General features: G+C 47.9%; 6 protein-coding genes. 5 read left to right on the top strand and 1 reads right to left on the bottom strand.

What is annotated here, in order from left to right:
* The first annotated feature begins 563 nt into the window (after positions 1–563).
* The 4 genes from recC to FCN14_RS04035 all read left to right on the top strand — a co-directional run bounded on the left by recC (position 564) and on the right by FCN14_RS04035 (position 11,171).
* Positions 564–3,809, top strand: coding sequence for an exodeoxyribonuclease V subunit gamma (recC, locus tag FCN14_RS04050; protein ID WP_138429800.1), 3,246 nt, complete (start codon positions 564–566; stop codon positions 3,807–3,809).
* A gap of 1 nt (position 3,810) precedes the next feature.
* Entirely contained in the window at positions 3,811–7,431 is a 3,621-nt protein-coding gene (gene recB, locus FCN14_RS04045; protein ID WP_138429799.1) for an exodeoxyribonuclease V subunit beta, read from the top strand.
* Positions 7,349–9,262 carry an exodeoxyribonuclease V subunit alpha gene (gene recD / locus FCN14_RS04040; RefSeq protein WP_138429798.1) on the top strand — a complete coding sequence of 638 codons (1,914 nt, stop codon included), beginning with the start codon at positions 7,349–7,351 and terminating at the stop codon, positions 9,260–9,262. Before recB ends, recD begins: the two co-directional genes overlap by 83 nt.
* Before the next feature lie 1,213 nt (positions 9,263–10,475).
* Positions 10,476–11,171 (top strand): inorganic pyrophosphatase, encoded by a 696-nt coding sequence (locus FCN14_RS04035; protein WP_138429797.1) that lies wholly within the window; start codon positions 10,476–10,478, stop codon positions 11,169–11,171.
* Between the two features lie 157 nt (positions 11,172–11,328).
* On the opposite strand, the gene bamJ is transcribed toward FCN14_RS04035, so the two are convergent.
* A complete protein-coding gene (gene bamJ, locus FCN14_RS04030) occupies positions 11,329–12,075 on the bottom strand; it encodes a BamJ family beta-barrel-assembly machinery protein (RefSeq protein ID WP_212747561.1) in 747 nt (248 codons plus the stop codon).
* Positions 12,076–12,237: 162 nt separating this feature from the next.
* Between bamJ and FCN14_RS04025 the strand changes: the two genes are divergently transcribed.
* On the top strand, positions 12,238–13,884 hold the full coding sequence (locus FCN14_RS04025; protein ID WP_246043096.1) for a DEAD/DEAH box helicase: 1,647 nt from the start codon (positions 12,238–12,240) through the stop codon (positions 13,882–13,884).

Raw genomic sequence — 13,884 nt, 5'->3', positions numbered from 1 at the left:
AGCACTGGTGCAGATTCGTGACTTTTGAAAGCCACTCGTTAAAAGAAGCGACCGGCTGTAATTTTGGCCAGCTGACCTGATAGAAGCAATCGTTCACCAAAGCCCGGAACCCGTACTCTGCTAACAGCCCAAATACAGCAGAAAATGTAGCCGCAACCTTTGACAAAATGGGACGGCCTTAGCCGCGCAGCCTAACCTAGTCTTATCTGTACGAACTCTATACTACTTATCGTATACATAATATCCAAAAATGCCACTAGTTTGGCTTAAAGTTTGTTTTAATTCACATTATGTGTTTTAATTTCTTCATACGAGTACACATAATGTCTATGCATAATATTATATTATGTGTACAAAAAGAGAGGCACTAACAGTAGGTAAATCTTAAAAAGGAACACTGATAGCTTCAGCTAGCCCAAGACTGGCAAAAATCCACCGTACCTTTACTAATAACAAATAACTATTAACCAATAACCACCAACACAGGGTTTACTTTCACCCGCTTTTTTCGGTTTTTGCTAGCAGTTCAAATCATTGCGGATCACCGATCAAGCGGGAAGCGGATGCTCAATTTTTTTTACGGATCAGAATTAGAACCACTGGCCAAGCGGCTTTGTGCCGAGATGGAGGAACATCCACCGGCAAATCCGCTGGCGCCGGAGATTTTTGTGGTTCAGAATCACGGCATCGGGCAGTGGCTGTCGCTCTACCTGGCCGACCGCGACGGTATCGCCGCCAATATGGAGTTCGAATTTCCCTCCGAGCGCATCTGGAAACTTATCCGCAGTATCGATGACGATATTCCGCAGGACCTGCCTTCCGACCGCGGACCCATGACTTGGAGCCTGGTCGAGCTTTTTGAAGATCAAGAGCTGCTGGAGGATTTTCCGCGGCTGCGTCACTATATCAGCGATGAAGATCCCGGACAGCGGGCCATGCGCAGCTGGAAGCTCGCCTCCAAAATTGCCGACGTTTTTGACCAGTACCTTATTTATCGTCCCGGCATGATCAACAGCTGGGAGCAGCAGAAGCTGAGCAGTACCAGTCTGGAGGCCGAAGGCTGGCAGATGCAGCTTTGGAACCGGCTCACCGCCCACTGGAAGGAATATTATGACGGCCAATGGCTGCACCGGGCCGAGCTGCAGCAACAGCTCATCGAACATATCGAAAACGGCACGCTGCCCTCCGAAGAACTGCCCGACCGCATCACCGTCTTTGGCGTCTCCACCGCCTCACCCGCATTCATTGAAACCTTGGTGAAGCTCTCAAAACGAACAGAAGTCTACTTTTATCATCTTACCGTTGATCCGGCCAAAAAAGAAAGCGATGCTTTTGTTAATCCTTTACTACAGTCGATGACTACCGAAGGGGCCGGCTTTATGAAGCAGTTTTCAGCAGCGGTGCGCTCGGACACTGAGATCAAGAAAAATGTGAATTGGGAAGAGGTCACTGCCACAGAGGAGCCCGGGCAGTCGGTGATAACTGCCATTCAGTCTGACCTTAAGGAAGACAGTCCGCTGTTGGGACGCAACCTGAAAGTGCCTGCCGCTGATACTACCGTGCAGGTGCACTCCTGCCACAGCCCCATGCGCGAGATAGAGGTGCTCTACGACCAGCTGCTGGCCCTGTTGGATCGCCATCCGGATCTCCATCCCAATGACATATTAATAATGACGCCCGATATTGAGACCTACGCGCCCATGATAGAGGCGATCTTTGGCACGCCCGACGAAGGGCAGCCCGCTATTCCATACGCTATTGCCGATCGCGGCGTCGAAGGGGGGCGTCCGGCTATCGAGGCATTCCAGAAGATCCTGGAGCTTAGCGACAGCCGCTTCAAGATCACCGACGTGCTCGACCTCCTCGATTCCGATCCCATACAGGAAGCCTTTGGCTACGGCGAAGAAGAACTTAACCGGCTGGAGCAGTGGATCAGCGATAACAATATTCGCTGGGGTATAGATGGCAGCAGTAAAGAACAGATGGGGCTGCCCCCAAGCAATCACTTTACCTGGCAGGCGGGCTTACAGCGTATTTTGTTGGGATATATGATGCGGTCTTCCGATGACGAGCTCTATCATAATATCTACGCCTATGGTGAGGTGGAGAGTTCAGACGACGCGGCCCTGGCCGGCACTTTTTCGCGGCTGCTCAATCAGCTTTTTGATTTCCAGGGGCGGTGCCGGGATGCCCGGACGCCCGAAGAGTGGCAGAAGCCGTTGGAGTCCCTGGTCGATACCTTTCTGCCCGATAACAGAGACTATTTCCGCCAGGTGTCACAGATTCGTGATGCCATAAGCAGTCTCACCGAGGAGACCAAGCTCGGTGGCTGTAACAAGCAGCTGCCTTTTGCTATCGTCCGCCGATGGCTCGTTGACCAGCTCGACGAGCAGACCACCGGTGGGGGACGCATAGGCCGCGGGGTTACCTTTAGCTCGCTGATGCCGATGCGCTCCATTCCTTTTGAAGTCATCGGGATGATCGGGATGAATGAAGGCAGCTTTCCGCGATCGAAAATTCCTATTGAATTCGACCTTATGCACCTTGATCCGCAGCCGGGCGACCCGGTACAATCGGAAGAGGATCGGTATCTCTTCCTGGAAAACCTGCTATCGGTCCGTAACACCCTTTATTTCAGTTACGTGGGACAGAGCAATCGTCAGGATACGGAGTTCCCGCCGTCGGTGGTCCTCAAAGAGTTTCTGGATTACCTGCAGGAGTACTATGGACTGCGAGCCGGAAACCTGCTCACCAGGCATCGCCTGCAGCCTTTTAGCCCTCGCTACTTTGAAGGAGATCAATATTTTAGCTATTCCCGCTCGCAGCTGAAGCTGAGCCAAAGCCTGGCCGAAGGCAAAGAAAACGATACCGCCTTCTTCGAAAAAGGGTTGGGTGAAGCCGATCCGGATCGGAAACAATGTTCCATAAACGATTTGATCTCCCTTTTTCAGCATCCCGCCGAATACCTGCTTCGCAACCGGCTCGGCATCTACCTGCGCGAGGAAGATATCATCACCGAAAATCGCGAGCCCTTTGAGCTCGATAAATTGGGACAGTACCAGGTGGGGCAGCAGCTGTTGCAGCGTTTTCTTAAAGAGCAGTCCCTCGAATCCTATGAACAGGTGATGCGCGCCCGCGATATGCTGCCCGAAGGGTGGACCGGCGAACAGGCCTTCCAGCAGAAAACCCGGGAGGTAGAAACCTTCGGTATGGAGATTCAGGAACGACTGGATGAGCAGCCGCTGCCCGATATCGAGGGAAGCCTGCAGATCAACGACTTTCGTATAACGGGCACCCTCAGCAATATCTACCGGGGCGGGCAGATGAACTACCGTTTTGGTAAAGCGCGTCCCAAAGACAAAGTGGGGTGGTGGATTCGTCACCTGCTGTTTCAGCAGCTGAAACCGGACGATCATCCCGGCAACAGCATGTTTTTCAGCTGGAATAAAGGATCATTTGAAGAACACCGGCTGCAAGCAGTAGATGACAGTCATAAAATTTTACAAGAGCTGTTGGACTTGTACTGGCAGGGACTTCAGCAGCCGCTACCGATCTTCTGTAAATCCTCTTACGCCTATGCCAAGGCCGTTTTACAGGATGATAAGGAAGAAGAGGAAGGCATCTCAAAAGCTATTAAAAAGTGGGAACCTATCGATACCCCCAGCTTTTATATGCCAGGGGAAGGGGACGATCCCTATAATAAACTGGTAACCGGCAGGGAGCATCCCTTTGATGAGCCAAGGTTCGCAGAATACAGTCGCAGCTTGTGGGCTCCTTACTTTGAAGCTTTAATACCGGGGGAGGGCTGATATGAAACTGCTAAAACCATTTGAAGTCGCATTTTCGGGTATCAATCTCGTTGAAGCCAGTGCCGGCACGGGCAAGACCTATAATATAACTTCCCTCTATATCCGGGCGCTCATCGAGCAGGATATCAGCGTGGGCAAAATACTGGTAGTTACCTATACCGAAGCGGCCACCAAAGAGCTAAAGGATCGACTGCTCGATCGTATCCGGGAATCCATTGCTGTACTTAAAACCGGGAACGTGGAGGATGAGTCCGACCAGTTTTTAACAGAGCTGCTGGGGCAGGTGATCGACCGGCAGCAGGCAATCGCCAAGCTGGAACAGGCCGTTCGTATGTTTGATGAGGCCTCGGTCTATACCATTCACGGCTTCTGTTACCAGGCGCTGCAGGAGCAGGCTTTTGAGAGCGGTGCCATGTACGATGCCGAGATGATCGGAGACGACTCGGAGCTGGTGCAGGAAGCAGTGGACGATTACTGGCGCAGCTGGGTGGCCGAGGTCTCTGAAAATCCCCATAAAGAACCGCTGCTAAAGTTATTGGACGATAAAGGGGTGGGGCCGGAGTCCCTGGCCAAAGAGCTGGGCAGCTATATCGGTAAACCGTATCTGGAAATTTTACCCGGGGAGATCGACGATGAAGGGTTGGATCTGCAGCTGCAGCAGTTTAATGAGCTCCACAGGGAGATGAAGGCGATCTGGGAAGATCAGCGTTCGGTTATTGTAGAGCTGCTGAGTCGCGACGAGATGAGCAATTATCGTTCGGACTGGTTATCAGGCTGGCTCGCCAGTATGGATGCCATTTTTGAATCTGAGACGCCTTCTGTGAATATTTTCGAGAAATTTGAGCGCTTCACCAAGAGCTATATCGATGAGAAGGGATTAAAGAAATCGGCCAGCCAAGAACCGCCGCAGCACCCGTTTTTTAAGCTGGCTGAGGACTATAGCGAGCTCGCTTCCAAATTTGAAGATTTCGATATCATCTTTAAGAAAAAGTTGCTGGCCTACCTGCGCGAAGAGCTCAATCAAAAGAAAGAGGAGCTGCAGGTGCTCTCCTACGATGATCTTTTGCTGCGGCTGCGCAATGCTCTGCTCAAAGAGGATCGGGGAGCGAAGCTGGCGGCCAGGCTGCGGGAGAAATATCCCATCGCGATGGTCGATGAGTTCCAGGATACCGATCCCAACCAGTACGATATTTTCAGGCGTATCTATAAAGACAGCACAGGGGCGCTGTTTATGATCGGGGACCCCAAGCAGTCGATCTACAGCTTTCGCGGGGCCGATGTCTACTCCTATATCAAAGCGCGCGAAGACGCCCCCAAAGAAAATCGCTATCGACTGGATCGCAACTTCCGCTCAACGCCCGACCTGCTGCGCGGACTCAACGCTTTCTGGGGCGGACATGAAAATCCCTTTGTGGTGGGCGATGATATCGCCTATCAAAAGGTAGAGTGGGGGTGGCCCGAGAAAAAGTATGATATGCTCAAAGAACACGGTCGGGTGCGACCGCCCATCCGTTTCCGACGTCTCTCGGAGCCCGGGCAGGATCAGATGACAAAAGAATCTGCCAAAGAACAGGTGGCCGAAGATACCGCCGATGAGATCTACCGCCTGCTGGAGGGCGCCAAGAAAGGCGATATTATTATAGGCGACCGACCGCTGCAGGCCAAAGATATCGCGGTACTCGTTCGCCGCCACAAGCAGGCCGACCTGATCAGCGAAGCGCTACAAGAGCGCGATATCAAAAGTGTACGTCACAGCGATAAAAGTGTATTTGAAAGTGAGGAAGCCGCCCAGCTTACCCAGCTCCTGAAAGCGGTAGCGGAACCGGCGAATGAAACACTGGTGAAAACAGCCCTGGCGTTACCACTCACAAGCTATTCTACAGAAGAACTTTATGCCATCGAAGATGATGAAGAGCAGTGGGTAAAGGTACTGCAGCAATTTGCGGATTGGCACAAAAGGTGGCAGCAAGAAGGGTTTGCGGCTATGTACCGATCGCTGCTGGCAGAGCTGCAGGTAACAGAGCACAGTATCAAATATCCCGATGGGGAACGGCGACTTACTAACCTGCTTCACCTGGGTGAGTTACTGCAAGAGGAGGCACAGCATCGCAAAGAAGGCACCCGAAGCCTGCTGCACTGGCTGGTTCGCAAGCGCAAAGAAAATAGTGCTAATACAAGCGATGAGGAGCAGCTGCGGCTGGAAAGTGACGAGGAACTGGTCAAAATTGTGACGATGCACAAAAGTAAGGGCCTGCAGTATCCCGTGGTCTTTTGTCCCTTTTTATGGCACGGACCGCGCATATCTGACAGCGGACAGCCGCTGGTATACCATCGTCCCGATGAAACAGAAACCACCTACCTGGATCTGCACGGCAAATCTGACGATAATCGCGCAGAAAAACGTTTTTATGCACAGCGAGAAGAGCAGGCCGAAAGCCTGCGGCTGGCGTATGTTGCTATGACCCGCGCCCAGCAATGTCTCTACCTCACCTGGCAATTTGCCAAGGCTGCTGAATTTTCATCCCTGGGTTACCTGCTGCAAGATCTGCAACAGGCCGATGCACTGCTCAAGAAAAAAGTAAAATACGGGCCCAAGGTGGAATGGTCGGGCGACCAGATGCATCACCGTATCGAAAAACTGTGTACCCGTTATCCCCAGCTGTTTACGCTCAAGCAGGAGCCTGAGGTTACCGAAAGTCCACAGCTCGAATTCCCGGGACTCGACAACGCCAAGCCCAGGCTCAAAGCACGAACCTTTGACCGTGATCGTCCGCTCACAACCAGCTACCGGGTGTCAAGCTTCTCATCACTGACCAGCATTACAGAAGAGGACGATCCCGACATGCCCGACTATGACCAGTATATCGATGAGCCTGCGGCCGCTCCCGAACAGGAGAATGAAGAGAAGAACATTTTTACCTTTCCCAAAGGGCCGCAGCCCGGAACCTGTATCCACAATATTTTTGAGGATGAGGATACCGACTTTGCCCGTCCCCAAGAGGCCGGTGCGGTGATACGGAAAAACCTGCAGACCTTTGGCATCGATACCAACTGGGAAGAGGTGGTAACAGAAATGCTGCAGACGGTGGTAGAAAAGCCGCTGTTGGAAACCGACAGTACGCTTTGCCTGTCGGCCCTGGAATCCCGGCAGATGATTCCCGAGATGGAGTTTTATTATCAGAACGATCATATCGAGGCGCAAAAGCTGCTTTCTATTATACGCGCCAATGGACATTCAGCAGGCGGAAGCGGACGGGCTGAATCGGGCTACCTCAAAGGGTTTATCGACCTTACCTTTGAATACAGCGGTAAATACTACCTGCTGGATTATAAAACAAACTACCTGGGCGACTCGGTTAAAGACTATAGCCGGGAGCACCTCCGTGAGGAGATGCAGGAGGCCTCTTACGATCTACAGTATCACATTTATACCGTAGCACTGCATCGTTTTCTCAGCAAAAGACTGCCGGGCTACTCCTACGAGCAGCATTTCGGCGGTGCATTCTATCTCTTTCTGCGGGGCATGAATCCGCAAGGCAATGAAGGCATTTTCTATGATAAACCTGCAGCAGAAACGATTGAACAGCTCAATACCTATATCCGGGGAGGGGAAGATGAATAATATCATAGAACAGCTTTCGACCCTTCGCAGCGAGGATATCATCCGCGATATCGATCTGGAGATCTGCCGGTTCTTGAAAAGTGAGCACCCCGATATTGACGAGGCGGTATTGCTGGCGGCCTGCCTGACCAGTTACAACTATAGCCAGGGGAATGTCTGTATGGAGCTGGGTCGCTTTGCCGGGCAACGTCTTTTTGTTGATGAGGATACCGAAGCAGAAATTTCGCCCCCGGACCTGCAGCACTGGCGTCAGCTATTGGCCGGGAGTCCTGCCGTGGGTTCACCGGGCGAATTTTGTCCGCTCATTCTGGATGACAGCGACCGGCTCTACCTCCATAAGCTGTGGCATTACGAAGATGTACTGGCCCAAGAGCTGATCACCAGGAGCACCGAAAAGGCTGAAGATATCGACCGGGAGCGATTAAAGGACGGTCTGGACAGGTTATTTGCCCATTCCACCCAGCAGCCCGACTGGCAGCAGGTAGCGGCGGTAAGTGCCCTGTATCATAAACTGTCGATCATTTCCGGGGGACCCGGAACCGGCAAGACCTCTACGGTGGTACGCATTTTGGCTCTGCTGCTCGAACAGCAGCAGGAGCGGGAGGGAAGCATCAATATCGCGCTGGCTGCTCCCACGGGCAAGGCCGCTGCCCGGCTCAAGGATGCCATTGCCGCTGCCAAAGAAGAACTTAACGTTTCCGAAGAGATTCGGGCCGCCGTTCCCGACGAAGCGGTCACGATCCATCAGCTATTGGGCGCCCGTCGACATACCGCAGCTTTTAAACACCACAGCGACAACCCCTTACCCTACGATACCGTCATCGTTGATGAGGCCTCAATGGTCGACCAGGCGCTGATGAGCAAGCTGATGGAGGCCTTGCTCGCAGACTGCCGCCTGATTCTGCTGGGCGATAAAGATCAGCTGGCTTCGGTAGAAGCGGGCTCGGTACTGGGCGATATCTGCAGTGTTGATCAAAATCACTTTACAAAAGCTTTTGCCCGGGATTTGCATCAGGTCGGTTTGTCTGTCCCCGAAAAGAATATTGCAGAATCCCCTGATCCATTAACGGATAATATTACTTTGCTCACAAAAAGTTACCGGTTTGAATCCGACAGCGGTATTGGACAGCTTGCTGACTATGTTAACAGGGGCAAAACAGAAGAAGCGCTGCAAGTACTCGGTGATTCCGGCTATTCGAACTTATCACTGGTAGACATTTCCGACCATGCAACCCTGGAACAGTTGTTGGAAGATGAGCTGGAAAACTATTTCGAGAATATCATCCATACTTCTTCTCCAAAAGAAGCTTTGGCTGCTTTTAATCAAATGCGGATTTTGGCCGCCCATCGCCAAGGTCCATGGGGCGTGCAGTACTTGAATCAGCTGGTAGAACAGATATTGAAGCATGCACACCTGATCCCCAAATATCGGAAGTGGTATCCCGGAAAGCCGGTTATCATCAATGTTAATGATTATAGTTTGCGTCTCCATAATGGTGATACCGGGCTCTGCCTGCCAGACGAAGAGGGCGAACTTAAAGTATACTTTTCTCATGAGGATACTGTCCGTGCAATTGCTCCCGGACGTCTTCCCGAACACAGTACGGCCTTTGTGCTTACCGTTCACAAAAGTCAGGGCTCCGAATTTGAAAAAGTGATGCTCGTATTGCCCGATTCTGACTCCAGGGTACTAAGCCGTGAACTGATTTATACTGCGATCACAAGATCGCGCACAACAATCACAATATTGGGAAAAGAATCTGTATTAGATAATGGAATTCAGAAGAAATTGCAGCGTGCTTCAGGCCTCCAAGACCGTCTTTGGGACTAAAAATATTGGTTTATAGTTAATATTCCCCTTTTTCATGCCTTTTTATTGTTCAATAAAAAAAACCAAATAATTCGGAACATTACTGCGGCACTACAGTAAAACTATTGAACATACTGATCCCTGGTTACCTATTTAGTAACCATCGATTTGTACCCCGAAAAGCCAACGTACAAAACAGGGCCGGTTGATTCTGGTCCTGTTTATTTTTTTGCCCTTTTGGTAATGCCCATCTTTATTAGTACTCCCCTAATTAAAAAGCAATCTCATCCTGAACTTGGTTCAGGATCTCCCTAAATAGGCTCGTATAGTAAATAAAAGAACTCCTCGCTTTTCTAACATATTTCCCACGATTCATCCCAGCACCCCGTTTTTAAACCACCTTTTCTGTACTGGATATCCCAAAGCGACATTCGAATTGCGAGCGAAGGGCAAAGCAGGCGGTTGGGTATTTTGTACCGATGATGACGTTTAAAATAATTTATGAGTGTAACGGACCATCAAAATTCGCGCCTGCTGCAGGCCGGAGCTGTCCTGCAATTTTTAGTCTTGATTTTTTACGAGCCTTTTGTATCAAGACAAAAGGCGGAAAAAAATAGCATCAATACTACTATTTGTACCCTCTTTCAATAACGCTTTACCGGTAGTCGGACCAGCAAAGCTGGAAGAATACCTGTAGAACAGGGTATAGCAAAGGCAGAAGAAAAAGAGTAAAGTGGACTATTGCTATAGGGTGTGTCCATTTTTTGTCATCAAAAAATAGACGAAAAAAACTGCTGGGGGAATCGTAGATTTTGTACTTGTTAAATTACTTATTCAGAGAATTGCTCTGTCTCGGTCGTTGCTTTTCTAACATATTTCCCGCGATTCATCCCCCCATTTTTAAAAAACTAACTACCTTGTCATCCTGAGCTTGGTTCAGGATCTCTTGGTATAGGTTCGCGTGGGATTTAAAGGGCAAGAAGAACTCCCATTGATTTCTTAATATGACAGATTAATTGTTTCGTTCCTATCATCCGCTTTTTTCGTTTTCTACTCATCAGCAGGGAACAAGGGCAGTAATATTATCAAAGATATGCTCGAGAGGTATATATTCGATTTTATGCAGAAGAATAAAACCAAAATAAATTCATCTTTATTATTCGGAATGACTTCCAATTAATTGTGTTAAAGTCGTTATCTTTCAAGCACTAATAAACTATTAAAACAAAAGAGAATGAATAGATCTCAAATTCGCAGGTTTCTAAAACTCACTAAACTATTTTCCAAACCGCATCCATGGCATGGAATAGATATTGGGGAAGATAAACCCGATGTCGTTAAAGTATTTATTGAAATTGTACCCGGTGATACGATGAAATATGAGCTGGATAAAGAAAGCGGGTATCTTAAAGTCGATCGTCCGCAGCGCTTTTCAAATATTTGTCCCTTACCGTATGGATTTATCCCCCAAACCTTATGTGCCGAACAAGTCGGTAATTACTGTGCTGAAAAGACAGGCCGTTCAACAGTAAAAGGAGACCAGGATCCCCTGGATATCTGTGTGATCACAGAACGAAATATACCGCACGGCAATTTAATACTGGATGCTATACCTGTAGGCGGTTTTCGTATGATCGATGGGGAAGAAGCTGATGATAAAATTATAGCTGTTATGAAAGGGGATGCATCATTTGGGGATATGAATGATATAAAAGATGTGCCCAAACATATCATTGAACGCTTGTCACACTATTTCCTGACTTATAAAGAGCGTCCATTTAGCGATAAAAAAAGGGAGGTAGAGATTACCCATATCTATGGTGGAAAAGAGGCAAAAGAAGTGGTGAATCGTAGTATTAAGGATTACAATTCTCACTTTGATACCGATAAGAAAGAATTGTTTGAACTAATAGGAAGTGGTCTTGAATAATCAAGGGTTTCTAAGTTATAAGGTATACTCTTTGGGCACTGGTAGAAATATTTTAATAGGAATCTACAGATAATTTTTATTTAGCTGACTAAATATATTAAAGAAGCCGGCAGGAAATATTCCTGCCGGCTTCTTTTTAAGAAACTAATAATAAGATCTAGTTTGAGGAACTCTCAGGATTTACCTCTAACAATTCAACTTCAAAAATGAGAGTTTCATTAACACCAATAGGTCCACGTTGGGGAGGTTGGGTGCCGTAGGCAAGGTTGCCGGGAATGAAGAACTTATACTTAGCACCTTCTTTCATTAATTGAACGCCTTCGGTCCAACCGGCGATTACTTTATTCAACGGAAAAGTAACAGGTTCACCTCGCTGATATGAGCTGTCAAAAACTTCACCATCAAGTAAGGTACCTTTATAGTGTACCTTAACTTCATCTGTTGAATCAGGAGATACGCCAGATCCTTTTTCAAGGACTTTATACTGTAGGCCGCTGTCAGTAACCTCTATGCCTTCTTTTTCCTTGTTTTCAGCAAGAAATTCTTCGCCTTTTTTAGCATTTTCTTCGCCCTTTTTCATGCGCTTTTGCTGCATTTTCTGCTGAGCCTTCATCTGGTATTGGCGTACAATACGTTGCATCTCACTGCTAGACAATTTAGCAGTAGTATCTTCAAGCGCAGCTTTAATACCCGCAGTCAAAAGCTCCGGTTTTACATCAGTCATGCCTTGTGGCTTTAGTGACATAGCACCCATTTGGTATCCCATGCTGTAGCTTACACTATCAATCTGGGTTTCCAAGGATACGTCGCCATAAGAACCGGAATTTGAGTTGCATCCTATTAATAGAAATGATCCTGCCAAGAAAAGACAGAATGTTTTAATCGTTAATTTCATTGATTTCATCGGTTATAGATAAATTTTTGTGTTCTTAATTCATGTCGAAGTTATTTAAATTTTCATCCGTAAAAAAATTTACAGCTACATTAAGTGAATTGCTTATAAAATCGTATCTTGGGCTTCTTATTCGCATATCATGATAACTGTTAATTAAGCCACACACCACTTTTGAAATTTGAGAAGTTTGAACTGAGCAACGAGCTTATGATGGGATTACGCGACCTTAGGTATGAGGAAGCAACCCCCATCCAAGAAGAATGTATACCATTGATTCTAAATGGGCAGGATGTAATTGGGGCTGCCCAAACCGGTACGGGTAAAACAGGGGCTTTTGTTATTCCCTTGCTTCAAAAGATTATAAAAAATAAATCGGAGCATACTCAGGCTTTAATTTTGTCGCCAACCCGTGAACTGGCACAGCAGATAGAAGAACAGATCTTCGCCCTTGGATATCATACCGGGGTTACATCAGCAACGGTGACCGGTGGCAGTGACTATGGCACACAGGTGAAAGCAATACGCGCGGGAGTAGATATTATTGTTGCTACTCCAGGACGGTTAATCGACCAGATGAATGTACTGAACATTGATTTTAGTGGACTTGAGTACCTGGTGCTTGATGAAGCCGACCGTATGCTGGATATGGGCTTTTTGCCGGATGTGATGAAGATCGTCAAGCAGCTCCCTTTGGATCGGCAGACGATGCTATTTTCTGCTACGATGGTAGACGAAGTGCAGAAGGTGGTGGATGAAGTCATGAAAAACCCTGCAGAAGTTGAGTTTGAAGTCTCTAAACCGGCCGACAGCGTAGACCAGCAGATCTATTTTGTACATCCCAAAAAGAAGTTGGGCTTGTTTGAGCAGCTTTTTGATGCTGATAAGTATAAAACGGCTATTGTTTTTTGTGCAACCCGAAGAGGTACCGATGAGGTTGAGCGTATGCTCAAAAAGCGTGGTGTAAATGCGGTAAGCATGCATGGCGATCGTGACCAGCAGGAGCGCAATGAGGCTCTGCGCAAGTTTAAGAATAAGACGCATCCCGTGATGGTAGCTACTGATGTGCTCTCACGCGGTATTGATATTGACGATGTCTCGTTGATTGTTAACTTCGATGTGCCCAATAATCCGGAGGATTATATTCACCGTATCGGAAGAACGGGGCGATATGACAAAAAAGGAACGGCCATTACGTTTGTCAGCAATAAGGATAAAAAGTATTACCATGCCATTAAGAATGTAGTAGGCGACCAGCTGACAGTAAAAGAGGTTTCTGATAAAAAAAGCAGTGGTGCATCTAAATCCGGCAGAAAGAAAGAAGAAAGCCGTGATAAGCATAAAAAGAGGTCTTCTTCAGCCAGCAAAGGGTCCTCTAAACCGGCCCAGGCGAAAACGGATGAGGGCGAAAAAGCAAAGCAGGATGATGCTGCGAAAAGCAAAAAGGATTCTAAAAAAGCTGAAAAGAAATCTTCTAAAGATACACGCAAGCCACGGCCTCCACGTCCCGGATCAAAAAGGGAAAAGAAAAAGAAGCAAGATGAATCTTCCTCTTCTTCAAATGGACGTGAGACAAAACGTGATACCAAAGATCAGCAGACATCAAAAGGGAATGACTCAAATAAGAAAGCTCCCAGTTCAGAAGAAGTTAAGGAGAAAGCTCAGAAAATTTTAGAGCGTCATCGTAAAGACTCTGAAGAAGAGAATTTCTTCCAGCCCGAAGTGATTGAAAAGGCGGTTTCCAGAAATAGAAATGCCTTAAAACCGGCCAAAGGATTTTGGGGTATTATCAAGAGTTTTATTCCTAAAATTGGTTCATAA

Origin of the sequence: Fodinibius saliphilus, from assembly GCF_005869845.1 — a bacterium.
Taxonomy (GTDB): domain Bacteria; phylum Bacteroidota; class Rhodothermia; order Balneolales; family Balneolaceae; genus Fodinibius; species Fodinibius saliphilus.
This window is presented reverse-complemented; position numbering and strand designations above follow the sequence as displayed.

Coding starts and splice junctions, on each gene's coding strand:
- recC (WP_138429800.1), top strand. CDS start 564: ATGCTCAATTTTTTTTACGGATCAGAATTAGAACCACTGGCCAAGCGG.
- recB (WP_138429799.1), top strand. CDS start 3,811: ATGAAACTGCTAAAACCATTTGAAGTCGCATTTTCGGGTATCAATCTC.
- recD (WP_138429798.1), top strand. CDS start 7,349: ATGAAGGCATTTTCTATGATAAACCTGCAGCAGAAACGATTGAACAGC.
- FCN14_RS04035 (WP_138429797.1), top strand. CDS start 10,476: ATGAATAGATCTCAAATTCGCAGGTTTCTAAAACTCACTAAACTATTT.
- bamJ (WP_212747561.1), bottom strand. CDS start 12,075: ATGAAATCAATGAAATTAACGATTAAAACATTCTGTCTTTTCTTGGCA.